Raw genomic sequence first — 26,492 nt, forward strand, 5'->3', positions numbered from 1 at the left:
GGTCCATGGGGGCGCCGCCGGGATAGCCGATGCCCAGCACCCGGGCTACCTTGTCAAAGCACTCCCCTGCCGCGTCGTCCCGGGTGGCACCCATGACTTCCATGTCGGTGTAGCTGCGCACGTCCACAATGGCGGTGGTGCCGCCGGAGACGCACAGGCACACAAAGGGAGGCTCCAGGTCGGGGTGGGTGATGTAGTTGGCGGCGATGTGACCCCGGACGTGGTGGACGGGCACCAGGGGCACATCCAGAGCGAAGGCCACGGACTTGGCGAAGTTGACCCCCACCAGCACCGCGCCGATGAGGCCGGGGGCGTAGGTGACGGCCACAGCGTCGATGTCCCCCTTGGTCACCCCAGCCTGAGCCAGGGCCTGGTCGGACAGCCCGGCAATGGCCTCGATGTGCTTGCGGGAGGCGATCTCAGGCACCACGCCGCCGTAGATGGCGTGCATATCCGCCTGGGAGGCGATGGCGTCGGACAATACGGTGCGGCCGTCCCGCACCACCGCCACGGCGGTCTCGTCGCAGGAGGATTCAATGGCTAATATATTCACGGAAATTCCTTCTTTCGTTCCATCAGTGGAGGGCCGGGTCCTCTGACCGTCCCACCAGGTAGTCCAGCGAGACCTGGAAGTAGTCCGCCAGCCAGATCCAACCGGCCAGCTTGGGCTCTCCCTCTCCCCGCTCGTAGCGCTGGTACTGGCGCTCTGTAATTTCCATCATAGCCGCCAGCTCGGTCTGTTTCAAGCCTGCATTTTCTCTCAGCTCTTTCAATCTTATTGGCTGCGGATACATCCGCCTTCGCCTCCTCAGCAGGGCATCTCTTTTCTCCTCACTCCATGCCTCACTTAGGAATCCACCGAACAGGGAATTTCCGCCATGGCCCGGAGCGGATTGAACCCGGGCTGATCTAGGCGGTAATGCCGCCGGTGGGCGGCCAGGGCGTCGGCATCGGTGAGGGTGCCGGAGGCCAGCATAGAGTAGGTCACGCCGAAGAGGCGGGCCCGGTAGTCCAGCATACGGAACCCGCAGCGGCGGTAGAAACCGATCCGCCGGCGGCGCAGGGCGTTGGCCTCCTCCCCCGCCTGGGGGTCCTCCGCCTCGGCCTCCACCAGTAGGCCGTCAAAGCCGCCGTAGTGGTCTTTCAGCTGTTCCAGAAAAGCGCTCCCCGTGCCCTGTCCCCGGCCGCCCCGGCACACCGCCAGGTAGTCCAGCAGGACACAGCGCCCCTCCTTGTCCCGCCACAGGAAGGCGTAGGCCAGCATCTCCTCCCCCCGGAACAGGCCCAGGGTGTCGTACTGTCCGGTGCGGACCTGTGCCTCAATCATGGCCAGGGGCTTGCGCTCGGCGGGCGGGAAGTCCGCCTTCACATGGTCCCGGTACACCCGCCGGAGGGCGGCGGCGTCCAGAAGACGGATCTCTCCGCCGGTCACGCCTTCCCCTCTTGATTGAAGCGCCGGGTCATGAGGATGGCATCCTCCTTGGGGTCCTTGTAGTAGTCCTTCCGCCGTCCCTCCTGGACAAAGCCGTTTTTTGTATAGAGGGAGATGGCCTTGTCGTTGGACGCCCGCACCTCCAGCGTGAGGAAGGCCAGGTGTTCCTCCGCAAAGCGGATGAAGGCCCCCAGCAGAGCGTCGGCCACGCCCATACGGCGGTACTGGGTCTTGACGGCGATGTTGTTGATATACCCCTCGTCCAGCACCACGGTGAGGCCGGCGTAGCCCAGGACGGTGCCGTCGTCGGCCACCGCCACGATGAAGGACGCGTTGTCGTTGTACAGCTCCTCGGTCAGCATATCCTCTGACCAGGGCTGGGAAAAACACTCCCGCTCAATGGCCGCCACATCGGGCACCGTGGAGCGGTCCATGGGAAGCAGCTTGTAATTCATGTTCTGATACTCCTGTTGTCTGTTGATTTAGCCCTTGGCCTCCGCCCAGCTCTTGCCGGCGGCGGCATCCGCGATGAGGGGCACGGACAGCTGGGCCACCGACTCCATCTCTTTGGAGAGCAGGGCCTTGACGGTCTCCGCCTCCTCCTCGGGGCACTCCACGATCAGCTCATCGTGGACCTGGAGGATGAGCCTGGCCTGAAGTCCCTCCTCCCGCAGGCGGCTGTGGACATGGATCATGGCCAGCTTCATGATATCGGCGGCGGTGCCCTGGATGGGCATATTGAGGGCCACCCGCTCGCCGAAGGAGCGGGTATTGAAGTTGGAGGACTTGAGCTCGGGCAGCCAGCGGCGGCGGCCGAACAGGGTGGACACATAGCCGTCGGCCTTGGCCCGGTTGACCACATCGGTCATATAGGCGTGGACGCCGGAGAAGCGGGCGAAGTATTTTTCGATATACTCCTTGGCCTCGTAGGTGGGCACGCCGATGTCCTGGGACAGGGAGAAGGCGGAGATGCCGTAGACGATGCCGAAGTTGACCGCCTTGGCGGAGGAGCGCATGTGCTTGGTGACCTGGTCCACCGGCACGCCGAACACCTGGGCGGCGGTGACGGTGTGGATGTCCTCGCCGGTGCGGAAGGCCTCGATCATGTGCTCGTCCCCGGCGATATGGGCCAGCAGGCGCAGCTCAATCTGGGAGTAGTCCGCGTCCACCAGCACCTTCCCGGCGGGGGCCACGAACATCTTCCGCAGCTCCGCCCCCAGCTCGGTGCGCACCGGGATGTTCTGCAGGTTGGGCTCGGTGGAGGAGAGCCGCCCGGTGGCGGTGACCGTGTTCTGGAAGGAGGTGTGGATGCGCCCGTCGGGGGCGATCACCTTGCCCAGGCCGTCCACATAGGTGGACTTCAGCTTGGTGTACTGCCGGTACTCCAGGATCTTGTCGATGATGGGGTGCTGGCCCCGCAGCTTCTCCAGCACCTCGGCGTTGGTGGAGTAGCCGGTCTTGGTCTTTTTCACCGGCGGCAGGCCCAGCTTGTCAAAGAGGATCTTGCCCAGCTGCTGGGTGGAGTTGATGTTGAAGGTCTCCCCCGCCAGCTCATAAATCTCCGCCTGGTCGGCGGTGATGCGCCCGTCCAGCATATCGCCGAACTCAGAGAGGGCCTTCCGGTCCACCAGCATGCCGGCGTGCTCCATGGCCGAGAGCACCGGACACAGGGGCAGCTCGATGTCATAGTAGAGCTGGTGCATGCCCAGCTCCTCCAGCCGGGGCGACAGGACCTTTTTCAGCGCCCCGATGAGGGCGCAGTGGCTCAGCAGCCCGCCCAGCACCGCCCCCTGGTCGGCCAGGGGGGAGAAGGCGTCGGGGGCCAGATAGGTGTCCTTGGCCTTGGCAAACTCCTGGTTGAAGTAGGTCATGCCCAGCTTCTCCAGCTCATAGCTGCCGTCGGTGGGAGCCAGGAGATAGGCGGCGATGGCGGTGTCAAAGACAAAGCCGTCCCCCTCCACCCCCTCCTCCAGCAGCCGGGAGAGCAGGGTCTTCACGTCGTGGGTGTTCTTTTTGATATCGGCGGCAAAGAGGGCCTTGAGCACGCCGTTGTACCCCTCCAGCCTGTCGGAGCGGAGCACGGCGGCCCGGGAGTGGGTCTCGCTCTCCCACCACTCCACCGCAACAACGTTCAGGTCGGGCAGAGCCAGCACGTCCACGCTCTCCTGCCCTCTCCAGACGGCCAGCAGCTCCTCGGCCCGGGCCAGGTCGGTGACCTCCTCGCTCTCGCAGGTGCCGGTCACCGTTTTCTCATCGCCGGACACAGCGGCCTCCCCCTGGGGGGCCTTCAGGCCCATCTTGTCGATGAGCTTGGAGAACTCCAGCCTGAGGAACAGCTGGTACAGCTCGGCCTGGTTCACCTCCCGCCGGGCGGCGTCCTCGGGCTTGAAGTCCAGGGGCGCGTCGGTGCGGATGGTGGCCAGGTCGTAGGACATTTTGGCCTGCTCCCTGCCCTCGGTCAGCTTCTTGAGCACGGCGGGCTTGGCCTCTACCTTGTCCAGGTCGGCGTAGATGGCCGCCACGCTGTGGTACCGCTGGATCAGGTCCATGGCGGTCTTCTCCCCCACGCCCTTGACGCCGGGGATATTGTCGCTGGCGTCCCCCATGAGGGCTTTCAGGTCGATGATGTGGATGGGATTGAAGCCGTAGGCCTCCCGGAAGGTGTCGGGGGTCATCTCCTTGGTGGTGGTCTGGCCCATGCGGGTGGACACCAGCTTCACCCGGGTGCGGTCGGTGACCAGCTGGAGGGAGTCCTTGTCGCCGGTGACCACCACCGTGTCCCACCCGGCGGCGGCATCCTTCACCGAGATAGTGCCGATGAGGTCGTCCGCCTCCCAGCCGTCCATCTCGTACCGGGGGATGTTCATGGCGTCCAGCACTTCCTTGAGGATGGGCATCTGGGAGGCCAGCTCGTCGGGCATGCCCTTCCGCTGGGCCTTGTAGCCCTCGTAGGCCAGGTGGCGGAAGGTGGGCGCCTTCCGGTCAAAGGTGCAGCACAGGGCGTCCGGCTGCTCCTCATCCACCAGCTTCTGGAGAATGGTGAGAAAGCCGTACACCGCGTTGGTGGGCTGCCCGTCCCGGGTGGTGAGCATATGGACGCCGTAAAACGCCCGGTTGACGATGGAATTTCCGTCGATGACCATGAGCTTCATGGGGTTCCTCCTGCCTCCGGGTTCCCCCGGACATAACATTTCAGTATATAGTATACCAGTTTTCCCCCATTGGGGCAAGAAAAACCGGGCTCCCTCAGAGGGACGCCCGGTCTGTGCGCTCCGCCGCCAGGGGGCGGTACACGGTGAAGTACATGGTGAGGATGCAGGCCAGACCGCCAATGACGTTGGAGATGGGCTCGGCCAGGAACACGCCGTTGTACCCAAAACCCAGAGGCGGCAGCAGCAGCGTCAGAGGCGCCACAATAAAGGCCTTGCGCAGCAGGGAGAAGAAGATGGCGTTCTTGCTGCGGCCCAGGCCCACAAAGATGGACTGGCCGATAAACTGGAGGGACATGCAGAAGAAGATGGAGAAGTAGACGCGGAAGGCGGGCACGCCGGTGGCAATCAGTTCCGCGTCGCTGTTGAACAGGTGGATGAAGGCGGCGGGGAACAGCATGACCACCGCCCAGATGACCACCGAATAGCCCATGGTCACCGCTGTGGTGAAACGGATGCCCTGGCGGACCCGGTCATTGGCCCTGGCGCCGTAGTTGTACCCCAGCACCGGCTGGCAGCCCTGGGTGATGCCGCTGACCGGCATGGTGATGACCTCCCGCACCGAGTTGATGACGGTCATCACGCCCACGTACAGGTCGCCGTACGCAACGCCACCCCAGTGCTGGAGGGTGGCGTTGCAGAGAATCTGCACCAGGGAGTTGGTGAGTGCCATGACAAAGCCGGAGGTGCCCAGGCCCACGATCCGGGCCACCCGGGCGGCCTGGAGCTTCATCCGGCTCAGCCGCAGCCGCAGGATGGTCCGCTTGCCGGTGAGGAAGCACAGCACCCACACCGCCGAGCATGCCTGGGAGATGACGGTGGCGATGGCGGCCCCACGCACCCCCAGTCCGAAGCCGAAGTCGAATATGAAGATGGGGTCCAGCACGATGTTCACCGCCGCGCCGATGGACACGGTGAGCATGCCCATCCGGCCGAAGCCCTGGGCATTGATAAAGGGATTCATGCCCAGGCTGACCATGACGAAGACGGTGCCCAGGGCATAGGTGGACAGGTAGCTGTCCGCGTAGGGGAAGGTGGCGTCGCTGGCGCCGAAGAGGTAGAGGATGGGCTGCCGGAACAGGAGGATGAGGGCGGTGAGCACCACGCCCAGCCCCAGCAGCAGGGCGAAGGAGTTGCCCTGGACCCACTCGGCCTCCTCGTTGTCCCCCTTGCCCCGGCAGATGGAGCACAGGGGCGCGCCGCCGGTGCCGCACAGGTTGGCAAAGCCGATGATGATGGAGATGACCGGCAGCACCAGGCCCACGCCGGTGAGGGCCAGCCGCCCCACGCCGGGCAGGCGGCCGATATACATCCGGTCTACTATATTATAAAGGATATTCACCAGCTGGGCCGCCGTCATGGGCAGGGCCAGCTTGGTGATGGCCCCGGACACGCTGCCCTTTGTAAAATCATTTTTTGCTTCCGCCACGGGTCCGCTTCCTTTCCGGTTTGACTTCTGATTTTATTATTGTATACTATTTTTGGACGCGGGGCAAGAAAGCCCTGGGAACGGAGGGATGGGAATGGAACAGCATCACCGTCAGACCGACGAGCTGGAGCTCTATGTCCCCCGGCTGGAAGAGCTGTGGTTCAAGCAGAAAATGGAGTCGGACCCCGCCACCATGTCCTACAACCGGGGCTGGCACTTGTCCTACCCGGGCTACCACCGGGACACGGGCTGCATGGATTTCCCTCCGTCCCAGTGGGAGAGCTGGTATGACCAGTGGGTCGGCAGGGAGCCGGAGCGGTTTGCCGCCTATATCCGCAGGAAGTCGGACGGCCAGTGGCTGGGCGATGTGTGCTTCCACTACACCCCCGACAAGGACTGGTGGGACATGGGCATCGTCCTCTACGCGCTCTACCGGGGACAGAGGTACGCCGTGCCCGCCCTGAAGCTGATGCTGGACCACGCCTTCCGCGTCTGCAAGATCAGCCGCATTCACAATGACTTTGAGATCGCCAGACAGGAGGTCTCCGCGTGGCAGACCCATTTCGCCGCCGGCTTTTCCGAGTGCAGCCGGGAAGACGGCTGGCTAACGGTGATGATCACCCGGGAGCAGTGGCTGGCCGGACAGGACGTCTCTACTCCTTTATAAAAATAAAAAGCAAAATCGGGAAAATTCCCGGGAAAGGACGGCGTTTACCATGACGCTGCTGGAGGAGGCGCGGACCCTGGCGCCCGCGCTGGAGAAATTGAAGGGGGAGCTCCACCGCAGGCCGGAGCTGAGCTTCCATGAGGTCAACACCACGGCAAAAATCCGCGCCCTGCTGGAGCCCCTGGGGGTGGAATTTCTGGACCTGGGCATGGAGACCGGCGTGGCCGCCCTGCTGCGGGGTGGGAAGCCCGGCCCCACCGTGGCCCTGCGGGCGGACATCGACGCCATCACCCTTCAGGAGCCTGACGGGCCGGGGGCCTCGGAAGTGCCGGGGGCCATGCACGCCTGCGGCCACGACTTCCACACCGTCTGCCTCTACGGCGCGGCGCGCCTCCTCGCCGCCCGGCGGGAACAGCTCTCTGGCACCGTGCTGCTCATCTTCCAGCCCGCCGAGGAGGTGACCCAGGGGGCGGCGGCCATGCTGCGCCACGGCCTGTGGGACAAGGCGGGGGGCAAACCCGCCGCTATTTTCGGCCTCCACAACCGGCCGGAGGTGCCCTGCGGCCAGATCGCCGTGCTCCCCGGACCCATCATGGCGGGCAAGAACAACTTCACCCTCACCCTCCACGGCAAGAGCGGCCACGGCGGCTCCCCCCACAAGTGCGTGGACGTGATCGTCCCCGGCGCGGCCATTGTCAGCGCCGCCCAGACCGTGGTGAGCCGCTGCACCGACCCGCTGGACAGTCTGGTGTGCTCGGTGTGCTCTATCCACGCGGGCACGCCGGACAACTTCGCCCCCGACCTGCTCACTATGACGGGCAGCCTGCGTGCCCACTCGGACGCGGTTCTGGCCGACGCCTCCGCCAAGCTGGAGTCCCTGTCCAGAGACATCGCCGCCGCCTACGGCTGTACGGCGGATTTTGTGCTGGAGCCCCAGGTACCCGTGACCTGGAACGGCCCGGAGACCACCGCCCTGGCCCGCCGGGCCGCGGAGGAGCTGGTGGGCGCGGACAATGTGGTCCAGCCCCGGCCCGACATGGGCAGCGAGGACTTCGCCGTGCTCTCCCAGGGCATCCCCAGCTTCTTCTACTGGCTGGGCTCCGGCTTCCCCGGCCGGGAAAACGCCTGCTGGCACAGCGTCCATTTCCGCACCGACGACCACGCCCTCCCCCTGGGCGCCGCCCTGCTGGCCCGCTCGGCGGAGCTGGCTCTGGGGTTCTTCGCCCCGCTTTGGGCCTGATGCCCTTCCCTTCTCTTTTCCATCTGCCGGCGCCTCGGGAAACAATATCCGGGGCGTCGATTTTTTACGAAAAAATTGTAAAATACATATTGACATTTCTTTGTCAAAGTGCCATAATAGTTCACGGTAAGAATCGTTATTTTTTTGTCAATTCATTCTGACATTTTGTTTGGAGGTTTGCGCTATGTCCAGATTTACTCTTCCCCGTGACATTTACTACGGTGCCAACGCTCTGGAGACCCTCAAGACCCTGAAGGGCAAGAAGGCCGTTCTGGTGCTGGGCGGCGGCTCCATGAAGCGCTTCGGCTTTGTGGACAAAGCTCTGGGCTACCTGAAGGAAGCCGGCATCGAGACCAAGCTCATCGAGAACGTGGAGCCCGATCCCTCCGTCGAGACCGTCATGAAGGGCGCCGCTGTGATGCGTGAGTTCGAGCCCGACTGGATCATCGCCATGGGCGGCGGTTCCCCCATCGACGCCGCCAAGGCCATGTGGGCTTTCTATGAGTACCCCGAGACCACCTTCGAGGATCTCATCACCCCCTTCAACTTCCCCGAGCTGCGCCAGAAGGCCAAGTTCTGCGCCATCCCCTCCACCTCCGGCACCGCCACCGAGGTCACTGCCTTCTCCGTCATCACCGACTACCACAAGGGCATCAAGTACCCCCTGGCCGACTTCAACATCACCCCCGACGTGGCCATCGTTGACCCCGCTCTGGCCGAGACCATGCCGCCCCACCTGGTGGCCTACACCGGTATGGACGCTCTGACCCACGCCATCGAGGCCTATGTGTCCACCCTGCACACCGTGTTCACCGATCCTCTGGCTATCGAGGCCATCCACATTGTGGAGAAGGACCTCATCAAGTCCTTCAAGGGCGACATGAGCTCCCGCGAGGAGATGCACTACGGTCAGTGCCTGGCCGGCATGGCCTTCTCCAACGCCCTGCTGGGCATTGTCCACTCCATGGCCCACAAGACCGGCGCCGCCTTCTCCACCGGCCACATCACCCACGGCCTGGCCAACGCCATGTACCTGCCCTACGTCATCGCCTACAACGCCAAGGCTGACGGCGTCGCCGAGCGCTATGCTCAGATCGCCCGCACCATGGGCGTGGTGGGTGACACCACCGCCGAGCTGGTGGAGGGCCTGCGCGCCAAGATCCGCTCCATGAACGACGCCATGGGTATCCCCAACACCCTGAAGGACTTCGGCATCATCGAGGACGAGTTCAAGGAGAAGCTGGAGGCCATCGCCACCAACGCTGTGGGCGACGCCTGCACCGGCTCCAACCCCCGTCCCATCGACCCCGCCACCATGGCCAAGCTGTTCACCTGCATCTACTACGGCACTGAGGTGGACTTCTAATCTCTCTGACCACTCCTTTTCCCTCCTACATAAAATCAGAAGAGCGCTGCCCTTTCGGGCAGCGCTCTTCTGATTTTTCTTTTTTAATGGACAAACGTGACGCCGGTAAAGCAGGTCTCCGGGTCTGCCAGCGCCCCGTCCAGCCGCACCTCCACGTGGAGATGAGGGCCGGTGGCCATGCCGGTCTGGCCCACATAGCCCACGTTCTGGCCCTGGGTCACCTGGTCTCCCTCCGCCACCGTATTGGCGGACAGGTGGGCGAAGAGTACCTCCCCGCCGTCCCAACCGATGACCAAATAGTTGCCGTACTCCGCATTAAAGGCGGACTCCAGCACCTGGCCGCTCCGGGGGGCGTACACCGCCGCGCCGCTGTCCGCCTGGATGTCCAGCCCGTCGTGGCTGGTGGTCTCTCCGGTGATGGGGTGCACCCGGGTGCCAAAGGGCATGGTCACCGTCAGGGTGTCGCCGTCCAGGGGAGACAGCAATTCTTCCGCGTCCGCTCCAACGGGCTTCGTCTGATCCTCTGTGGCCAGCGGCTCCGAGATGACCAGCATTTCGGGCTGCTCTGTCTCCTCCGCCTGACCGGTCAGGTCGGCGGCGTAGGCCCCGGCCAGCACGCCGCACAGGCACAGCGCCGCCGCCACGCCCACCGCTGCCGCACCGGTCAGCTTTCCTTTGGACTGAAATTTCATAATGGCATACAACCTCTCTTTCAGCTGTTCTCCATCCCTGCTCATGGCAAGGGTCATGTTGTTCTTGGTTGGTCCTGATACAGGCCGGGCCAGGGCAATGAGGGACGCGCCGTAGACTTTGCGGCCGGACTCATCCAGCCGCCGGAGCACCCCCTCGTCGCAGGAGAGTTCACAGGCCCGGCTCAGCTCCCGCCGGAGCACATAGACCAGCGGGTTGAACCAGTGGACGCACACCGCCGCCTCCGCCAGCCACTTGGAGCACAGGTCCAGGCGGCGGTAGTGGGTCAGCTCGTGGAGCAGGGCCGCCCGCAGCACCGCCTCCCCGCTGTTCTCGTCGGGCAGGAGCACCATGGGCCGGAGCAGCCCCGCCTGCATGGGGGAGCGCAGGCCGGGACAGACCAGCAGCCTGGGCGGCCTGGTCACCTCCAGCATACGGCAGGCGTCCCCATAGACCGCCTGGACCCGCTTCCCCGCCGGGCGGCTCTCCCACTCCAGGGCGCGGAGGCAGCGGACATACCGCCACACCGCCCGCAGGGCCAGGGCAGCGGCCACCGTCCCCCACAGGAGTACCAGCAATTCAGGCAGCATGGCCAGCAAATCCGCTCCCGCCCCCTGCCGGTCCGGCCCGGCCAGGGCCATATCCGGGGCCCGCAGCCACAGTTCGCCGGCCGTCACCTCCTCCGGCAGAGCCTGGGTCAGTCCCTCAGGCAGCCGAATGGCGGGAAAAACGGGCAGGAGCAGCCGTACCAGGGGCACCAGCCAGAGGTAGTAGTAACCGCTGTGCCCCAGCCGGTCCCGCACTAGGGGCCGGAGGGCCAGCAGCAGCACAATGAGCACCGACCCGGACAGGGTCAGGCTGAGCAGGGTGGACAGCGCCCCGCCCATTACGCCTTCCCGCCCTTCTCCCAAAAAGCCTTCAGCTCGTCCAGGTCTTCGGCGGTGAGGCAGTCCTGCTTGAGGAGGGAGGACACCAGCCGCCCGGCGTTGCCGCCGTACACCTTGTCCAGAAAGGACCGGGTCTGCTGGTCGGCGTAGTCCTCCTCCCGCAGAAGGGCCACATACACATTCAGCCGGCCGTTCTTCTCCACCGCCAGCATCTCCTTCTCCACCAGGCGGGAGAGAAAGGTGAGCACTGTGTTGGCCTTCCAGTCCTTCCCCTGTCCCGCCAGGGCCTCCATCACCTGGGCAAAGCGGGCCCGCCCGCCCCGGCTCCAGACCACCCGCATCAGCTCCAGCTCGGAGTCTGACAGCTGCCGTTTTTCCATGGAAATCCCTCCAATATTTCAACTACAACTTGTAGGTGTATTTACATTAACATCTTGTAGGTGAAAAGTCAAGCAAAAAATCCTCTCCCGGCGGGAGAGGATTTTTTGTTTATGCCAGCCCCAGCAGCCGGGCGGCGGTGGCCACCAGGAAGCACAGCGCCATGCCAATGGCCGTGGGCAGCGCGAAGCCCAGCAGAGTCCATTTCCAGCTGCCGCTCTCCTTGCGGATGGTCATGCAGGTGGTGGAGCAGGGCCAGTGGACCAGGGAGAAGAGCATGGTGCACACCGCCGTCAGCCAGGTCCAGCCATGGTCGGTGAGCAGGGTGCGCAGGGCGTCCAGGCTCTCGTAGCCGGTCAGGCTGCCGGTGGCCAGGTAGGCCATGAGCATAATGGGGATGACGATCTCGTTGGCGGGAAAGCCCAGGATAAAGGCGGTCAGAATCACGCCGTCCATGCCCAGCGCCTTGCCCAACGGGTCCAGGAAGCCGGTGCAGTGGGCCAGCAGGCTGGCGCCGCCCACCTGCACGTTGGCCAGCACCCAGATGAGCAGCCCCGCCGGGGCGGCGATCATCACCGCCCGGCCCAGCACGAACACCGTCCGGTCCAGCACCGAGCGGACGATCACCTGCCCCACCCTGGGGCGGCGGTAGGGGGGCAGCTCCAGGGTGAAGGAGGAGGGCACGCCCTTGAGCACCGTGGCCGACAGCAGCCGGGAGACCTGGAAGGTGAGAAACACCCCCAGCACGATCACACCGGTAAGCAGCAGGGCGGACAGCAGCGCCCTCCCCGGTCCGCCGCCGGTGCCCACAAAAAACATGGTGATGATGGCGATGAGGGTGGGAAAGCGGCCGTTGCAGGGCACAAAGTTGTTGGTCAGCATGGCGATGAGCCGCTCCCGAGGGGAGTCGATGATACGGCAGCCCACCACCCCGGCGGCGTTGCAGCCAAAGCCCATGGCCATGGTGAGGGCCTGTTTGCCGCAGGCTCTGGCCTTCTGGAAGGCGTGGTCCAGCACAAAGGCCACCCGCGGCAGGTAGCCGAAGTCCTCCAGCAGGGTGAAGATGGGGAAAAAGATGGCCATGGGGGGCAGCATCACCGACACCACCCAGGCCAGCACCCGGTAGACCCCCAATACCAGCGCCCCGTGGAGCCACTCCGGGGCATTCCAGTATGTAAACAGGTCGGTCAGCCGGTCCTGGAGCCAGAAGAGGCCGTCGGACAGCAGCTGTGAGGGGTAGTTGGCCCCCTGGATGGTCAGCCAGAACACCCCCGCCAGCAGGGCCAGCATCACCGGGATGCCGGTGGCCCGGCTGGTAAAGAGCCGGTCCAGCCTGCGGTCCCGGCGGTTATAGTCCTCCCGGGTGCACTTCACCGCCCCGGCGCACACCGCCTCGGCGGTCATCACCAGACCGGCGGCCAGCCGGTCCCCCAGGTTCTCCCGGCTGATTCCCCGCTCCTCCAGCCATGTCCGGGCCTCTGCCAGCGCAGCGGCCAGTTCCCCGTCCTCCGCCAGGCGGACGCCCAGCGCCTCCTCCAGCCTGGCCAGCAGGCCCGGCTCCCCCTCCAACAGCCGCAGGGCGGTCCAGCGGCCGGGGAGCTTCCCCGCCGTCCGCGCCTCCACCAGGGGGAGCAGCTTTTCCACCGCCGTCTCGATGGGACCGGGATACTGCACCTGGATGGGCTGTGGCGGCTGCTCCGCCGCCACGATTTTCTCCGCCTCATCCAGCAGCTCTTCCAGCCCCTGGCCCCGCCCGGCGCAGGCCCCCACCACGGGCACTCCCAGCCGCTTCGACAGCTCCTCCAGGTCCACCCGGATGCCCTTCTTGGCCGCCTCGTCCATCAGATTGACGCACACCACCGTGCGGGGCTCCAGTTCCAGGGTCTGGAGCACCAGGTTCAGGTTGCGCTCCAGACAGGTGGCGTCGCACACCACAACGGCCCCGTCCGCCCCGCCGAAGCACAGAAAATCCCGGGCCACCTCCTCCTCAGCGGAGTGGGCCATGAGGGAGTAAGTACCCGGCAGGTCCACCAGCACATAGCCCCGCCCCCGGTGCTCGCACCGGCCCTGGGCGCTGCCCACCGTCTTGCCCGGCCAGTTGCCCGTGTGCTGGTGCATGCCGGTCAGGCTGTTGAACACGGTGGATTTGCCCACGTTGGGGTTGCCCGCCAGGGCGATGACCCTGTCGTCCGGCCGGAGCTTTTGGATGTCCAGTCCACGGTCCACCGCCGCCGCGCCGGTGGACGCCCCCGTCAGGCCCACTGGGACCCCTCCCCGGCCAGTACCGGGCAGGGCTCAGCGGCAGGTTCCACCCGGATGCCTTCGGCGTCCCGCCCCCGCAGGGCCACCACCGCCCCCCGGATGAGGTAGGCCGACGGGTCCCCCGCCGGGCTGGCGGCCACGCAGGTCACCCGGGTGCCGGGGATGAGGCCCATATCCATCAGGCGGCGGCGCATGGCCCGCTCGCCCGCCACCTCCGCCACCCAGGCGCTCGTGCCCACCCCCAGGCCGCAGAGGGAAATCAATTCGCTCATATTGGAACGCTCCTCACATAACATGTAGGCGGGGGATGGTTCTCCCCCATCTATCCTATTGAGCCGGCCCCCCGGTGGTGACGGCGTGAGGAGGGACCGGCAGTGAGACGTCCATATCCGCCCCGGCGGAGAATCCGGCGCAGGCGGCACCATTCCGGCGGATGGGGCCGCATTCTTCGCTTTCTGGGTGTGGCCCTGCTGCTGTGCGGCCTGCTGCTCCCATTTTTGCCCTGGGGAAGCAGCCCGCCGGAGGAGGTAGCCCCCGCCCCCTCCCTCTTTCTGCCGGAGGATTTATCCCCCTTGCGGCGGGCCATGGTGGAAAACGCCGCCGCCCTGACGGGCAAAGTGGGCTACTTCTGGGGTGGGAAATCGGTCTGTCTGGGCTGGGACAGCCGCTGGGGCGTGCCAGCCCTGGTCACCGCCGACGGGAGCGATGCCACCGGCACCCTGGTCCCCTTCGGCCTGGACTGCTCCGGGCTGGTGACCTGGGCGGCGGTCAACGCCGCGGGGGACGCCGGGGCTCTCTCCGCCATCGGCAACGGCGTCCGGGACCAGTACTCCCGCTGCACGCCGGTGGTCTGGGCAGAGGCCCAGCCCGGGGACCTGGCCTTTTTCCCCGACCTGAGCCACGTGGGCATCGTGGTGGGCACCACGGAAGCGGGCACTCTGGAGATCATCCACTGCTCCAGGACTCTGGGCGGCGTGGTCCGGTCCCCCGACGGGGCGGACACCGGCTTTGCCCTCATCGGCCGACCGGCATTCTATGGGCTCTACGGAGAGACATAAAAAACCGCAGGAACGGAGTTTTTTCTCCGATCCTGCGGTTTTTATGCCTTTATCCCGGTCAGCCCAGCGCCGAAATGGCCTCCACCGCCCGGTTGTAGTCCTCGGTGAGCTGGGGCATCATGGCGGCGGCGGCAGCCCAGTCCCCGGCCCGCATCAGGGCCACCTGCCGGTCAAAGCCGGTGAACAGAGGCCTGATGGACAGGTTGCCGCACAGGCCCTTCAGGGTGTGGGCGGCGTTGACCGCCCCCTCCTGGTCGCCTGCCGCCAGAGCCGCGGCAAGGGCGGAGAACCCCGGGTCCGCGGGGAATTTCTCCAAAAAGCGGGTCAGCATGGCCTCGCTGCCCATAAAGCGCTCCAGGGCCTCGTCCACATCGATCCCGGCAGCGGCCAGCCCCGCTCGGATGCGGTCATCCATCCTTCTTCTCCTCCTTTGTCTGATACAGACATCTCAGATCCCGCTCCACCCGGAAGAAGCACGCCAGCAGGTCGGGATTGAAGGTGCCGCACTCCCCGTCCCGGATCATGCGCAGGGCCTCCTCCCGGGCAAAGGCGTCCTTGTACACCCGCTTGCTGACCAGGGCGTCGTACACGTCGGCCAGGGACACGATCTGGGCCCAGACGGAGATCTCGTCCCCCTTCAGGCCGTCGGGGTAGCCCCGGCCGTCCCAGCGCTCGTGGTGGTGGCGGGCGATGTCGCAGGCGTAGCGGTAGGCACCCAGCTCCCGCATCTGGGGGATGCGCTCCAGCAGCCGGGCGCCCTGAACGGTGTGGGTCTTCATGATCTCAAACTCCTCGGCCGTCAGGCGGCCGGGCTTGTTGAGGATGGCGTCGGGGATGGCGATCTTGCCCACGTCGTGCATGATGGCGGCCAGGGCAATGGCGTCGATGTCCTCCGGCGACAGGCCGTTCCCCAGCTCGGTGTGCTCCAGCATATACTTGGTGATGTCGTGGATGCGGCGGACGTGCTCCCCCGACTCGCCGTTGCGAAACTCGATGGCGGTAGACAGGGACTCGATCATGCCCCGGCTGAGGCCGATGATCTGCTCGGCCTGCCTGAGCAGGGCGGACTGCTGCCGCTCCACCACGTTGCCCAGCCGCTTTCTGGCCCGGAACAGCTCCACCACCGAGTTGACCCGCCGTTCCACCATATAGGGGATGACCGGCTTGCTGATCACGTCCATGACGCCCAGCTGGTAGGCCTCCCGCATGGTGTCGCCGCTGGCCTCGGCGGTGATGAGGAACACGGGGATCTGGCCCAGGAACCCGTCCTCCGCCAGCACCCGCAGCACCTGGATGCCGTTCATCTCCGGCATGACCACGTCCAGCAGCACCGCGCACAGCCGGTCCCGCAGACTCAGCGCCGCCTCCAGGCCCACTCTGCCGTTCTCCCGCTGCTCAATGTCGTAAAATGGTGAAAAAATGTTCTCCAGAATGGCCCGGTTCATCTCGTCGTCGTCCACGATCAGCAGCGTGTCCGGCTCCTGGTGGGCATTCCGGCCCCGGCAGTCAAGCTCCATACTCTTTCTCCTCGCGTACAGGAATGGATACGGCCGGAACCTCCGGCCTGGCCCCACAAGCCCTGTTCCGTATCCCTTTTCTATTCTCTTATGGTATTTATTATAAAATAGCTTTCCCTCAATTGCAACTCTTCACGTTTCGAAAGAAACGTGTGCGGAACGGCCTGGCCGTCCCGCATACGTCGGTGTTCTTCTATAGTTCCCTCTCAGCCGCCAAACAGCCGCTTGAACAGGGATTTTTTGGTCTGTCTGCTCTCCACCTTGGCGGCATGGAGCTTCTTCAGGCTCTCCGCCGCCTCCTGGCTGCCGTTGCGGGCCGCCCGCTGGTAGAGCTCTTCCGCCTTGGCCCGGTCGGGTGCGGTGCCCACGCCGTCCCGGTAGCAGTCGGCCAGCAGGTTCATGGCCCGGACCGAGCCCTGCTCCGCCGCACGCTGGAACCAGGCCACCGCCCGCACCGGGTCCTTGGCCGTACCGATGCCCTCCAGGCAGCAGTAGCCCAGGTTGCACTGGGCGGCGCTGTCGCCGGCCTGGGCGGCCTTGGTGTACCACTCCACCGCCCTGGCCGTATCCATGGCCACGCCGGTGCCCTGCTCATAGCACAGGCCCAGGTTGCACTGGGCGGGGGCATAGCCCTGCTCCGCCGACCGGGTCAGGTACTCCACGCACTTTTTCTCGTCCTTCATGACGCCTGTGCCGTCCCGGTAGCAGCCGCCCAGCAGGCACAGAGCCCGCAGGGACCCCTGCTTGGCCGCCTTGTGCAGCCAGGACACGCCCCGGCTGGGGTCCCGCTTGGCGCCGATACCCTCCAGATAGCAGTAGCCCAGGTTGCACTGGGCGGTCTCGTCCCCGGCCTGGGCGCCCCGGGTGTAGTACTCCACGGCCCGCACCTTGTTCTCCGGCACGCCCTCGCCCACCTCATAGCAGTAGCCCAGGCTGCAGAAGGCGGAGACATAGCCCGCGGCGGCGGCCCGCTGGTAGTAGGCCACCGCCCGCTGGGGGTCCCGGTCCACGCCCACGCCCCGGCGGTAGCAGTCCCCCAGAATGTTCAGCGCCCGGCCGAACTCCTGGGCCGCCGCCCGCTTGAGCCACTCCACCGCCTGCTTCCCGTCCTCCGGCACGCCGAAGCCGTTGAGATAGCACACCGCCAGGTTGCACTGGCCGGGGGCGTACCCCTGCTCCCCTGCCTGTCGGTACAGCTCCGTGGCACGAGGCGGGTCCTGCTCCACCCCGTCGCCGTTCTCATAGGCCAGGCCCAGGCTGCACTGGGCGGGGGGATACCCCTGCTCCGCCGCACGCTGGAACCACTTGACCGCCTCTTCGCTGTTCACCGCTGTCCCCAGGCCGTCCCGGAGGCAGCTGCCCAGCAGGCTCTGGGCCCGGGGATAGCCCTGCTCCGCCGACCGCCGGAACCACTCCACCGCCTCCTCGGGCCGCTTGACCGTGCCGACGCCCTCCAGGCAGCAGTAGCCCAGGTTGCACTGGGCGCCGGGATAGCCCATCTGGGCCGCCTGGCGGTAGAGCTCCACCGCCTTTTTCTCGTCCTTCTCCACGCCGCTGCCCATCTCGTAGCACAGACCCAGGTCGCAGATGGCCATGGCATACCCCTTATCCGCCGCCTGGCGGTAGAGCGCCACGGCCCGCGCCTCGTCCCGCTCCATTCCGGTGCCGTTGCGGCAGCAGTCGCCCAGGATGTCCATGGCCCGGGCAAAGTTCCGTTCTACCGCCTTTTCCAGCCACTCCACGGCCTTCGCCGGGTCCTTTTCCACGCCGATGCCGTTGAGATGGCACACCGCCAGATTGCACTGGGCAGGGGCGTAGCCCTGCTCCGCGGCCCGGGTGTACCAGGCCACAGCCTGCTTCTCGTCCTTCTCCACGCCGTCGCCCATCTCATAGCACAGGCCCAGGGCGCACTGGGCGGGGACATAGTCCATGTCGGCGGCCCGCTGGTAGCAGGCGGCAGACATGACCGCGTTCTTCTCCAGGCCGGTCCCCTCCCCCAGGCAGTCGCCCAGGATGCTGATGGCCCGGGGGTACTCCTGCTGGGCAGCCTTTTTCAGCCACTCCACAGCCTCCTCCGGGTCCTTCTCCACGCCGATGCCGTTGAGCAGGCAGAAACCCAGGTTGCACTGGGCCGGGGCGTAGCCCTGCTCCCCCGCCCGGCGGTACAGCGCCGCGCCCTGCTTCTGGTCCTGCTCCACGCCCTCGCCGTTCTCGTAGCACAGCCCCAGGTCGCACAGGGCGGGGAGATAGTTCTGCTCCGCGGCCTGGCGGTAGTAGTCCGACGCCTTGGCCAGGTCCTTCTCCACGCCCCGGCCGTCCTGGTACAGGCAGCCCATGAGCCGCAGGGCCCGGGGATACTCCTGCTCCGCCGACCGGGCAATCCACTCCGCCGCCTTGGCGTCGTCCTGCTCCACGCCGATGGAGGCCAGATAGCAGTAGCCCAGATTGCACTGGGCAGGGGCGTAGCCCTCCTCTGCGGACTGGGTGTAGCACTCCACCGCCTTGGCCGGGTCCTCGTCCACGCCGCTGCCGCTCTCATAGCACAGCCCCAGGTCGCACAGGGCGGGTATGTACCGCTTCTCCGCGGCCCGGCGGAAGAGCTCCGCCGCCTTGGCCGGATCGGGCTCCACGCCCCGGCCGTCCCGGTAGCAGCAGCCCAGCAGGCTGATTCCCCGGGGAAACTCCTGCTCCGCCGACTGCCGCAGCAGCTCGGCGGCACGGCTGTCATCCCGCGCCACGCCAATGGCGTTGAGGTAGCACACCGCCAGGTTGCACTGGGCGGGGGCGTACCCCTGGTCGGCCGAGAGCTGGTAGAGCTCCGCCGCCCGGACCGGGTCCTGGTCCACGCCGCTGCCGTTCTCATAGCACAGGCCCAGGCTGCACTGGCCCGGGGCATAGTCCTCGTCCACGCAGCGCTGGAACAGCTCCACCGCCCGCTTCTCGTCCCGTTCCACGCCCTCGCCCAGCTGGTAGCAGCGGCCCAGAGCCTCCACGGCCCGCATGTCGTCCTGCTCTGCCGCCTGGGCAAACCAGTGGGCCGCCTGGGCCATGTCCCGGTCTACCCCGTCGCCATCGGCGTATTTCATGGCCAGGTCGTACTGGGCGGACAGGTCTCCCAGCTCCGCCTGCTCCAGCAGGGCCTGGAACTCCTCCCGGGACTTCTGCAGCCCGGCCACCGCCCGCTGGATCAGCTCTGTATTGACAAAGATCACCTGATCTCCATTGAAAAATTCCGCTTTATCTTCATTTTCAGGGCACATGAAAAACACCTCTCAGTCCTCTTTACTGTACCAGTGAAACCGGGTTCTGTCAATGCGGGCGGGCCGCTTCCGTTTGCCGCCGCCAGGGCCGCTCCTTCCGCCTGGCCAGCCTGTCAGGCCAGGTTTTGCCCCGCTTTTTCTGTAAATTCACACAAAATATACTTTTCATTTTCCACTTCCATGCTACAATATATCTTATGAATTCCCCGCGTGCAGTCAGGCCCGGCGTCCCGCCCGGGCGGAGCGCCGGATTGCTACCTGTTTTTGGAAGGAGGACCCCAATGAAAAAGGAAGCAGCCGCTTCTGTCCCCAGCCTGCGCTATCTCCAGATGCTCTCCCGCCAGTACCCCACGGTCCAGGCCGCCAGCAGCGAGATCATCAACCTCCAGGCCATCCTGAACCTACCCAAGGGCACCGAACACTTTATCTCCGACGTCCACGGCGAGTACGAGGCCTTTCTCCACCTGATGAACTCCGCCTCCGGCGTGGTGCGGGAGAAGGTGGACGAGCTCTTCTCCTCCAGCGTGTCCAAGGCGGAGCGGGACCAGCTGGCCACCCTCATCTACTACCCCGAGGAGAAGCTGGCCCGGGTGGCCAAGGAGACCGAGGATATGGAGGAGTGGTACCGCATCACCCTCCACCGTCTCATCGACATCTGCCGCATGGTCACGTCCAAGTACACCCGAAGCAAGGTCCGTAAAGCCATGCCCAAGGAGTACGCCTACATCATCGACGAGCTCATCAACACCAACTACGAGTACCATAATAAACGCTCCAACTACGAGAATATCATATCCACCATCATCGATATCGACCGGGCCGAGGATTTTATCGTGGCCGTGTGCGAGCTCATCAAGCGCATGGTGGTGGACCACCTGCACATTGTGGGCGACATGTTCGACCGGGGCCCCCGTGCGGACATCATCATGGACTACCTGACCGAGTACCACTCGGTGGACATCCAGTGGGGCAACCACGACGTGCTGTGGATGGGAGCCGCCACCGGCAGCCGCACCCTGGTGGCCACGGTGCTGTCCAACTCCATCCACTACAACAACCTGGAGGTCATCGAGACGGGCTACGGCATCTCCCTGCGGCCCCTGGCCCTGTTCGCCAACGAGTTCTACAGGGACGTGGACTGCTCCTGCTTCAAGGCCAAGTTCGCCGGGGACGACGCCAACAACTACACCGAAAAGGACAAGGCCCTGGCCGCCCGGATGCACAAGGCCATCACCATCATCCTCTTCAAGCTGGAGGGGCAGAAGATCCTCCGCCACCCCGAGTTCGGCATGGAGGACCGGCTGCTGCTGGACAAGATCGACTACGAGAAGAAGTCCATCGTCATCAACGGCGTGGAGTACCAGCTCTCGGACACCGAGTTCCCCACTGTGGACCGCTCCAATCCCTATGAGCTCTCCCCCGAGGAGGACGAGGTCATCAACCAGCTGACCAACTCCTTCCAGCGCAGCGAGAAGCTCCAGCGGCACATCCGCTTTCTCTACTCCAAGGGTGGGCTGTACAAGGTCTACAACGGCAATCTGCTGCTCCACGGCTGCATCCCCCTGACGCCGGAGGGAGAACTGCTCACCTTCCGGGCCGGGGGCAAGATTCTCTCCGGCCGGGCCTTCCTGGACTACGCCGAGGCGGTGGCCCGCCAGGGGTACTACGCCAAGCCGGGCAGCGAGGAGCGGCAGTACGGAATGGATTACCTGTGGTTCCTGTGGTGCGGCCGTGGCTCCCCCGTGTTCGGCCGGGACCGGATGACCACCTTTGAGCGGCGGCTCATCAAGGACGAGTCCTCCTGGGCCGAGCCCAAGAACGCCTACTACACCTTCTACAACGACCCGGCGGTGTGCGAGCGGCTGCTCAAGGAGTTCGGCCTGGAGGGCCCCCACTGCCACATCATCAACGGCCACGTGCCCGTCAAGTCCCGGAAGGGGGAGAGCCCCATCAAGGGCGGCGGCAAGCTCATCGTCATTGACGGCGGCTTCTGCCGGGCCTACCAGCCCACCACCGGCATCGCCGGCTACACCCTGATCTACAACTCCGAGTCCATGCGCATCGTCTCCCACGAGCCCTTTGAGGGCCGGGAGAACGCCATCCGGGAGAACCGGGACATTCTCTCCTCCCCCATGGTGTTTGAGCGGATGGACGACAAGGTCAAGATCCGCTCCACCGACATCGGCAGCGAGCTCCAGCACCAGGTGGACGACCTGAAGGCCCTTCTGGCCGCCTACCGCTCCGGTCTGGTCAAGGAGGACCACCGGCGCTGATCCCGCCCCGACAGCATCAGGCCCCCGGCTGAGCCGGGGGCCTGCGTTTTTATTTACTTGTGGGTCTCCTCTGCCGGGCTGTCCTGCTCACCGGCCGGTGTCAGTCGTCCCAGTCAAACCAGTCGTCCTTGTACCAGCCCCGGTGCCAGCCGTTGTCGTGGCCGTAGTTCCAGCGGTTGTGGTAGTTCCACCAGTCGTCGCCATCGTCGTCGTCCCAGTCGAAGAGCTCCTCCAGGTAGTCCATGGCGTCTTCCACCCGGTCCTCCGCCCGGTCCAGCAGGCTCTCCAGGGACCGGTACTCGCTCTTGCTCAGCTTGCTCTGCTTGTAGGCGCTCTCCAGCAGGTCCTCCAGCTTGCCGCACTCCTCGTCCAGGGCCTTCAGGTCCTGGAGCAGCTGGCGGCCGTTCTCCCAGCCGTCGGTCCACAGCTTTTTCACCAGATCGGCGATCCGGCCGGCCAGCGCGGTGATCTGATCCGAGTAGTCGTCATAGGAGCCGCCGGGGGTGGTGGTGCCGTCGTCCGGGTCCTCCCATACGCCCTGGAACACCTTCTCCTTCAGATCGGTCCGGGCCTCCTTCACCCGCACATCCAGCCCGCCCAGACGGCTGTTCAGGCTGTTGTACTCGCTGTAGGAGGTGCGGCCCTGCCGCAGGTCGTCGTTGATGATGGAATATTCGCTGGAGATGTCCTGGCTCAGGGCGCTGAACTTCTCCTCGATGGCCAGGTACTCCTTCACCCGCTCAATATAGTCCTGAGAGGGCTTCAGGTCCCTGACCTCCTGCTCCAGGGAGGCGGTGCGGCTGTCCAGCTCCTTGATGACCGCGTCCGCCACCTGATAGGCCGTGCCGCTGGCGGCGTTCTTCTCCTCCAGGTCGGCGCGGGCGTCCTTGGCCCGCACGTCCAGGGAATTGGCCCGGCTGTACAGGCTGTTGTACTCAGAGTTGGTAATGCGGTTCTGGATGTAGTCGTCGTTGATGGTCTTGTACCGGGCGCTGATCTGCTCGTACAGGTTCTCCAGCCGCAGGGAGAGGGCCGCGTAGGACTGGGCCTGCTCCACGGTGGTGGGGGCGGGCTTGAAGGCCTCGATGGCCTGCTCCAGCTCGGTCATGGCGGCCTCCAGCTCGGTGAGGTTGTTGGCGGAGATCTGATAGGCGGTGAGCTTGCCCGTCTCGTCGGCGATGGTCTTGGTCTCCAGGTCGGTGTAGGCGTCCTTCAGGCGCACGTCCACCGCCCCCAGGCGGTTGTTCAGGTCGGTGAATTCAGCCAGGGTGAGCTTGCCCGCGCTGAAGTCGCTGTTGGTCTCCTCCACCAGGGCGTCCAGCCCGGCCCGCAGGTCGTCCAGATCGCCCACCAGGGCGGCGTACTGCTTGGCCCGCTCCACGTAGGTGTCCGCGGGGGTCAGGCCGTCAATGGCCTTCTCCGAGCGGGTCATGCCCTTCTCCAGATCGTCCACAGTGGGATACAGAGCGGCGGGCTCCAGCACCTTTTCGGTCATGATCACGGTCTGGGTGGCGCTGTCCCACTCCACGGTCTGGCCCAGGATCTCGCCCAGGGCCCGGACGGGGAGGTAGGTGGTGCCGTCGTAGCTGATGGGGTAGACGGTCTTGCCGTTCTTGTCGGTCATGGTGCGGGCCATGCCGTCCACCTCCACGGTGATGTCAGGGCGCAGGTCCACGAGGATTTGCTGAATCCCGCTGGCGGCTGCGGCCCCGACGGCCAGCACGCCCAGCAGCACGGCGGCGATCACGGCTGTTCTCATGCGTTTCATATCCATTTCTCCTTTTCCGCGGCATATGCCAAATTTTTTTGGGGGATATGCTGTTGAGCCCTTCACCATAAATATCGCACGAAGAAGGTATTTTGTTACAGAAAATAAAAATTTTCCATCTCTGTATCTAAAAAATTTTTTGGTTCTAAAATATTTTTTCTTTTTTGCCTTCCCCACACATTGACAACGGCGTTTTTTTCCTCTATTCTTTTTCATATAAGGCTTGGTCCCCGCTGCTGCGAGGCTGCTTTTATCTTACTTGAAGGAGGCTCTTCCCCATGAAAGAAATCATCAGCACCACCGGCGCGCCGGGCGCCATCGGGCCCTACTCCCAGGCGGTCAAGGCCGGCGATTTCCTCTTTGTCTCCGGCCAGCTCCCCATCGATCCTGCCACCGGCGCCTTTGCCGGCGATGATATCTCCGCTCAGACCCGCCAGTCCCTCACCAATGTGAAGAACATTGTGGAGGCCGCCGGCATGACCATGGCCGACGTGGTCCGGGTGGGCGTGTTCCTGCAGGACATGGAGCACTTCGGCGCCATGAACGCCGTGTACGGCGAGTTCTTCACCGCCGACTGCCCCGCCCGTGCCGCCGTCCAGGTGGCACGTCTGCCCAAGGATGCCCTGGTGGAGATCGAGGCTGTGGCCTACAAGGGCTAAGCGCTCACGTGATAAAAAGAGAGGACAGTTATGGATCAGCAGACGATACAGGTGCTGCGTGACGCTATGGCTGCCGGGCTGAAGGTGGCCACCGGCTGTACTGAGCCGGTGGCCATCGCCTTTGCCGGCGCCACCGCCCGGGCGCAGGCCTCCGGCGCCATTGAGCGCATTATCCTCCGTGCCTCCGCCAACATCATCAAGAACGCCTTTGTGGTGGGCATCCCGGGCACAGAGTTCACCGGCCCCAAGTACGCCGTGGCCATCGGCGCGGTGTGCGGGGACCCCGCAAAAGAGCTGGAGCTGCTGGAGCATCTGGACCCGGTCGGGGTGGCCCAGGCCGCCCGCCTGGTGCAGGAGGGCAGAGTGGAGCTGGACCGGGCGGACGTGCCCGCCAAGCTGTACATCGAGGTGGAGCTCCACACCACCGCCGACACGGTGGTGGTCCGGGTGGCGGGCTCCCACACCCACGTGGACTCCATTGTGAAGAATGGGACCGTGATCTATCAGAACAGCTGTGCCGTCGAGGGCGCCGACCACTGCCAGGGGCTCAGCTGCCGCCTGGCGGATGTGTATGAGTTCTGCACCACCGCCCCCCTGGAGGAGTTCTCCCTGGTGGAACAGGCCGTCACCCTCAACTCCAAGATCGCCCAGGAGGGCCTGACCAACGACTACGGCCTCCGGGTGGGCAAGACCATCCGGGAGGACGTGCGGGCGGGCGCTCTGGCCAACGACACCACCAACTACGCCATGACCCTGGCGGGCGCCGCCGCCGACGCCCGTATGGCCGGCGTGGACCTGCCCGTCATGTCCAACTCCGGCTCGGGCAACCAGGGCATCGCCGCCACCATGCCGGTGGTGGCCGTGTGGGAGCGGCTGGACGGAAAGGACCGGGAGCGGCTGATCCGGGCCTGCGCCCTGTCCAACCTGATCACCATCTACATCAAGTCCCGGTTCGGTGTGCTCTCCGCCCTGTGCGGCGCCGTGGTGGCCTCCACAGGGGTGGCCAGCGCGGTGGTGTGGCTCCGGGGCGGCGGGCTGGGCGAGATCGCCTGCGCCATCTCCAATGTGCTGGGCAACGTGGCCGGCATGCTGTGCGACGGCGCCAAGGCCTCCTGCGCCCTGAAGATCTCCACCTGCACCAACGCCGCCATGCTGGCCGCCACCCTGGCCATGCGCCACCTCCGGGTGGCCTCCAACGAGGGCATCGTGGAGCAGCGGCCCGAGTACACCATCGACAACTTCGCCCTTCTGGGCAACGAGGGCTCCGACGAGCTGGACCGGCTTATCCTGGATATGATCATCCACAAGAAGGACGCCACCTAAACGGCAAGGGCGGTGCGCAAGTGCGCACCGCCCTTTTCTTACAGGAATTTTTTCAGCTGCTGCACGTTGTCCTCTTCCTCTTTCAGCAGCCGCTCCATGAGCCCGCGGGTGTCCCCGTCCGCATCCGGATACTTCTTCAGGTTCTTTATCGCGTTGATCACGCCCATATTGCTGCCCACCATCATCATCTCCGCCACGTGGGAGGCCGACCGGTCCGTCAGGGTCTGCATGTCGATCATCAGGTAGGTGCCCATCTTCTCCAGGGCGTTGAGCCCCTTGGCATCGCAGCCGTTCCGCTCCAGCAAATTTCCCGCCTCCCGCTCGAAGGCGCTGTACTCCTTCTTCTGGGCCTCCAGATGGCGCAGGAACTCCTTGTCCTCCACGATGTCCAGCAGCTTGTCGATGGTCCTGGTGCCCATCTCCGCGTTTTGATAGACATAGTTGAGCAGCGCTCTGTCGCTGTCCATAACCTCACTCCTTCCCGTTCTACAGTGTGCCCGGAGCGCTCAAAAAATATTTTCAAATTTTTTGAGAAAACGGTTGACAGATCGAATTCGACGTGATAATATAACATCTGTCGCTGAGCTCCACAAGTGAGCCGGGTGAAAAAATGCGCGAGTGGTGGAATTGGCAGACTCGCTAGATTCAGGTTCTAGTGTGCATTACGCACGTGCGGGTTCAAGTCCCGCCTCGCGCACCATCAAAAAGTCTTGAAGCCGTTTGGTTTCAAGACTTTTTCTTTTCCCCCGGCCACGCCTGATTTCCCCGCCGTTTTTTCCTCCCTGCGGCGGCCGACAAAATTCCGGCACCTCATCCATATCCCCGCATGCCCGTTTCCCTATTGACAGATCGCGTTCCATGTGATAATATACCATTCGTTGCCGTGCTCCACAAGTGAGCCGGACGAAAATAAGATGCGCGAGTGGTGGAATTGGCAGACTCGCTAGATTCAGGTTCTAGTGTGCATTACGCACGTGCGGGTTCAAGTCCCGCCTCGCGCACCAAACCAATATAATCCGAACTTGTTTCCGATAGGAGATGGGTTCGGATTATTTGTTTTCTTTGACCGTTACG

At 64.8% G+C, this 26,492-nt stretch carries 22 protein-coding genes and 2 tRNA genes; 9 read left to right on the forward strand and 15 right to left on the reverse strand.

What is annotated here, in order from left to right:
- The 6 genes from Q0K23_RS10100 to Q0K23_RS10125 all read right to left on the reverse strand — a co-directional run.
- Positions 1–553 (reverse strand): tRNA (adenosine(37)-N6)-threonylcarbamoyltransferase complex transferase subunit TsaD (locus Q0K23_RS10100; RefSeq protein WP_294521607.1); only part of this gene is annotated, 553 nt, incomplete at its 3' end.
- A gap of 22 nt (positions 554–575) precedes the next feature.
- A complete protein-coding gene (locus Q0K23_RS10105) occupies positions 576–794 on the reverse strand; it encodes a helix-turn-helix domain-containing protein (protein WP_294521609.1) in 219 nt (72 codons plus the stop codon).
- A gap of 53 nt (positions 795–847) precedes the next feature.
- Positions 848–1,432: a GNAT family N-acetyltransferase gene (locus Q0K23_RS10110; RefSeq protein WP_294521611.1), complete on the reverse strand. Its 585-nt coding sequence runs from the start codon at positions 1,430–1,432 to the stop codon at positions 848–850.
- Positions 1,429–1,887, reverse strand: a complete 459-nt coding sequence (gene rimI, locus Q0K23_RS10115; protein WP_294521613.1) for a ribosomal protein S18-alanine N-acetyltransferase — start codon at positions 1,885–1,887, stop codon at positions 1,429–1,431. The genes Q0K23_RS10110 and rimI overlap by 4 nt, the downstream gene beginning before the upstream one ends.
- A gap of 27 nt (positions 1,888–1,914) precedes the next feature.
- The gene (polA, locus tag Q0K23_RS10120; protein ID WP_294521615.1) at positions 1,915–4,584 is read right to left on the reverse strand and encodes a DNA polymerase I; all 2,670 of its coding nucleotides are present in this window, start codon (positions 4,582–4,584) and stop codon (positions 1,915–1,917) included.
- A gap of 94 nt (positions 4,585–4,678) precedes the next feature.
- The gene (locus Q0K23_RS10125; protein WP_294521618.1) at positions 4,679–6,070 is read right to left on the reverse strand and encodes an MATE family efflux transporter; all 1,392 of its coding nucleotides are present in this window, start codon (positions 6,068–6,070) and stop codon (positions 4,679–4,681) included.
- Between the two features lie 94 nt (positions 6,071–6,164).
- Here Q0K23_RS10125 and Q0K23_RS10130 point away from each other — a divergent pair, with 94 nt between their 5' ends.
- The 3 genes from Q0K23_RS10130 (at position 6,165) to Q0K23_RS10140 (ending at position 9,343) form a co-directional block, all read left to right on the forward strand.
- On the forward strand, positions 6,165–6,737 hold the full coding sequence (locus Q0K23_RS10130) for a GNAT family N-acetyltransferase (RefSeq protein ID WP_294521621.1): 573 nt from the start codon (positions 6,165–6,167) through the stop codon (positions 6,735–6,737).
- A gap of 49 nt (positions 6,738–6,786) precedes the next feature.
- A complete protein-coding gene (locus tag Q0K23_RS10135) occupies positions 6,787–7,977 on the forward strand; it encodes a M20 family metallopeptidase (protein WP_294521624.1) in 1,191 nt (396 codons plus the stop codon).
- A gap of 184 nt (positions 7,978–8,161) precedes the next feature.
- A complete protein-coding gene (locus tag Q0K23_RS10140; protein ID WP_294521626.1) occupies positions 8,162–9,343 on the forward strand; it encodes an iron-containing alcohol dehydrogenase in 1,182 nt (393 codons plus the stop codon).
- Positions 9,344–9,426: 83 nt separating this feature from the next.
- Here Q0K23_RS10140 and Q0K23_RS10145 read toward each other — a convergent pair whose 3' ends face one another.
- The 4 genes from Q0K23_RS10145 to Q0K23_RS10160 all read right to left on the reverse strand — a co-directional run bounded on the left by Q0K23_RS10145 (position 9,427) and on the right by Q0K23_RS10160 (position 13,832).
- Positions 9,427–10,920, reverse strand: coding sequence for a M23/M56 family metallopeptidase (locus tag Q0K23_RS10145; protein ID WP_294521628.1), 1,494 nt, complete (start codon positions 10,918–10,920; stop codon positions 9,427–9,429).
- Complete coding sequence (locus tag Q0K23_RS10150; RefSeq protein ID WP_294521630.1) at positions 10,920–11,300, reverse strand: BlaI/MecI/CopY family transcriptional regulator; 381 nt, start codon at positions 11,298–11,300, stop codon at positions 10,920–10,922. The genes Q0K23_RS10145 and Q0K23_RS10150 overlap by 1 nt, the downstream gene beginning before the upstream one ends.
- 109 nt (positions 11,301–11,409) lie before the next feature.
- Positions 11,410–13,560 carry a ferrous iron transport protein B gene (gene feoB / locus Q0K23_RS10155; RefSeq protein ID WP_294521632.1) on the reverse strand — a complete coding sequence of 717 codons (2,151 nt, stop codon included), beginning with the start codon at positions 13,558–13,560 and terminating at the stop codon, positions 11,410–11,412.
- Complete coding sequence (locus tag Q0K23_RS10160) at positions 13,551–13,832, reverse strand: FeoA family protein (protein WP_294521634.1); 282 nt, start codon at positions 13,830–13,832, stop codon at positions 13,551–13,553. The genes feoB and Q0K23_RS10160 overlap by 10 nt, the downstream gene beginning before the upstream one ends.
- A 102-nt stretch (positions 13,833–13,934) precedes the next feature.
- On the opposite strand from Q0K23_RS10160, the gene Q0K23_RS10165 reads away from it, so the two are divergent.
- Positions 13,935–14,618, forward strand: coding sequence for a C40 family peptidase (locus Q0K23_RS10165; RefSeq protein ID WP_294521635.1), 684 nt, complete (start codon positions 13,935–13,937; stop codon positions 14,616–14,618).
- A gap of 58 nt (positions 14,619–14,676) precedes the next feature.
- Here the strand turns inward: Q0K23_RS10165 and Q0K23_RS10170 are convergent, their stop codons facing one another.
- The 3 genes from Q0K23_RS10170 to Q0K23_RS10180 form a co-directional block, all read right to left on the reverse strand.
- Positions 14,677–15,033 (reverse strand): Hpt domain-containing protein, encoded by a 357-nt coding sequence (locus Q0K23_RS10170; protein WP_294521636.1) that lies wholly within the window; start codon positions 15,031–15,033, stop codon positions 14,677–14,679.
- Entirely contained in the window at positions 15,026–16,135 is a 1,110-nt protein-coding gene (locus tag Q0K23_RS10175) for an HD-GYP domain-containing protein (protein ID WP_294521637.1), read from the reverse strand. The genes Q0K23_RS10170 and Q0K23_RS10175 overlap by 8 nt, the downstream gene beginning before the upstream one ends.
- Before the next feature lie 206 nt (positions 16,136–16,341).
- Positions 16,342–19,347: a tetratricopeptide repeat protein gene (locus Q0K23_RS10180; protein ID WP_294521639.1), complete on the reverse strand. Its 3,006-nt coding sequence runs from the start codon at positions 19,345–19,347 to the stop codon at positions 16,342–16,344.
- A gap of 329 nt (positions 19,348–19,676) precedes the next feature.
- Here Q0K23_RS10180 and Q0K23_RS10185 point away from each other — a divergent pair, with 329 nt between their 5' ends.
- On the forward strand, positions 19,677–21,668 hold the full coding sequence (locus tag Q0K23_RS10185; RefSeq protein WP_294521641.1) for a fructose-1,6-bisphosphatase: 1,992 nt from the start codon (positions 19,677–19,679) through the stop codon (positions 21,666–21,668).
- A 100-nt stretch (positions 21,669–21,768) separates the two neighbouring features.
- Here Q0K23_RS10185 and Q0K23_RS10190 read toward each other — a convergent pair whose 3' ends face one another.
- A complete protein-coding gene (locus Q0K23_RS10190; RefSeq protein WP_294521642.1) occupies positions 21,769–23,436 on the reverse strand; it encodes a stalk domain-containing protein in 1,668 nt (555 codons plus the stop codon).
- A gap of 278 nt (positions 23,437–23,714) precedes the next feature.
- On the opposite strand from Q0K23_RS10190, the gene Q0K23_RS10195 reads away from it, so the two are divergent.
- Both Q0K23_RS10195 and Q0K23_RS10200 read left to right on the forward strand, forming a co-directional pair.
- Positions 23,715–24,095 carry a RidA family protein gene (locus Q0K23_RS10195; RefSeq protein WP_274955164.1) on the forward strand — a complete coding sequence of 127 codons (381 nt, stop codon included), beginning with the start codon at positions 23,715–23,717 and terminating at the stop codon, positions 24,093–24,095.
- Positions 24,096–24,125: 30 nt separating this feature from the next.
- Positions 24,126–25,418, forward strand: coding sequence for a serine dehydratase subunit alpha family protein (locus tag Q0K23_RS10200; RefSeq protein WP_274955163.1), 1,293 nt, complete (start codon positions 24,126–24,128; stop codon positions 25,416–25,418).
- 38 nt (positions 25,419–25,456) lie between these two features.
- On the opposite strand, the gene Q0K23_RS10205 is transcribed toward Q0K23_RS10200, so the two are convergent.
- Positions 25,457–25,885, reverse strand: coding sequence for a hypothetical protein (locus Q0K23_RS10205; RefSeq protein ID WP_274955162.1), 429 nt, complete (start codon positions 25,883–25,885; stop codon positions 25,457–25,459).
- Between the two features lie 145 nt (positions 25,886–26,030).
- Between Q0K23_RS10205 and Q0K23_RS10210 the strand changes: the two genes are divergently transcribed.
- Both Q0K23_RS10210 and Q0K23_RS10215 read left to right on the forward strand, forming a co-directional pair.
- Positions 26,031–26,118, forward strand: a tRNA-Leu gene (locus Q0K23_RS10210).
- Between the two features lie 216 nt (positions 26,119–26,334).
- Positions 26,335–26,422 (forward strand) — tRNA-Leu (locus Q0K23_RS10215).
- The last annotated feature ends 70 nt before the right edge of the window (positions 26,423–26,492 follow it).

Origin of the sequence: uncultured Pseudoflavonifractor sp. (assembly GCF_944387275.1) — a bacterium.
GTDB classification, from domain to species: Bacteria; Bacillota; Clostridia; order Oscillospirales; family Oscillospiraceae; genus Pseudoflavonifractor; species Pseudoflavonifractor intestinihominis.

Bases quoted from the DNA above. Each gene is read 5' to 3' on its own strand.
- Q0K23_RS10105 (WP_294521609.1), bottom strand. From the start codon at position 794: ATGTATCCGCAGCCAATAAGATTGAAAGAGCTGAGAGAAAATGCAGGC.
- rimI (WP_294521613.1), bottom strand. From the start codon at position 1,887: ATGAATTACAAGCTGCTTCCCATGGACCGCTCCACGGTGCCCGATGTG.
- polA (WP_294521615.1), bottom strand. From the start codon at position 4,584: ATGAAGCTCATGGTCATCGACGGAAATTCCATCGTCAACCGGGCGTTT.
- Q0K23_RS10130 (WP_294521621.1), top strand. From the start codon at position 6,165: ATGGAACAGCATCACCGTCAGACCGACGAGCTGGAGCTCTATGTCCCC.
- Q0K23_RS10135 (WP_294521624.1), top strand. From the start codon at position 6,787: ATGACGCTGCTGGAGGAGGCGCGGACCCTGGCGCCCGCGCTGGAGAAA.
- Q0K23_RS10140 (WP_294521626.1), top strand. From the start codon at position 8,162: ATGTCCAGATTTACTCTTCCCCGTGACATTTACTACGGTGCCAACGCT.
- Q0K23_RS10145 (WP_294521628.1), bottom strand. From the start codon at position 10,920: ATGGGCGGGGCGCTGTCCACCCTGCTCAGCCTGACCCTGTCCGGGTCG.
- Q0K23_RS10150 (WP_294521630.1), bottom strand. From the start codon at position 11,300: ATGGAAAAACGGCAGCTGTCAGACTCCGAGCTGGAGCTGATGCGGGTG.
- Q0K23_RS10160 (WP_294521634.1), bottom strand. From the start codon at position 13,832: ATGAGCGAATTGATTTCCCTCTGCGGCCTGGGGGTGGGCACGAGCGCC.
- Q0K23_RS10170 (WP_294521636.1), bottom strand. From the start codon at position 15,033: ATGGATGACCGCATCCGAGCGGGGCTGGCCGCTGCCGGGATCGATGTG.
- Q0K23_RS10175 (WP_294521637.1), bottom strand. From the start codon at position 16,135: ATGGAGCTTGACTGCCGGGGCCGGAATGCCCACCAGGAGCCGGACACG.
- Q0K23_RS10185 (WP_294521641.1), top strand. From the start codon at position 19,677: ATGAAAAAGGAAGCAGCCGCTTCTGTCCCCAGCCTGCGCTATCTCCAG.
- Q0K23_RS10190 (WP_294521642.1), bottom strand. From the start codon at position 23,436: ATGAAACGCATGAGAACAGCCGTGATCGCCGCCGTGCTGCTGGGCGTG.
- Q0K23_RS10195 (WP_274955164.1), top strand. From the start codon at position 23,715: ATGAAAGAAATCATCAGCACCACCGGCGCGCCGGGCGCCATCGGGCCC.
- Q0K23_RS10200 (WP_274955163.1), top strand. From the start codon at position 24,126: ATGGATCAGCAGACGATACAGGTGCTGCGTGACGCTATGGCTGCCGGG.
- Q0K23_RS10205 (WP_274955162.1), bottom strand. From the start codon at position 25,885: ATGGACAGCGACAGAGCGCTGCTCAACTATGTCTATCAAAACGCGGAG.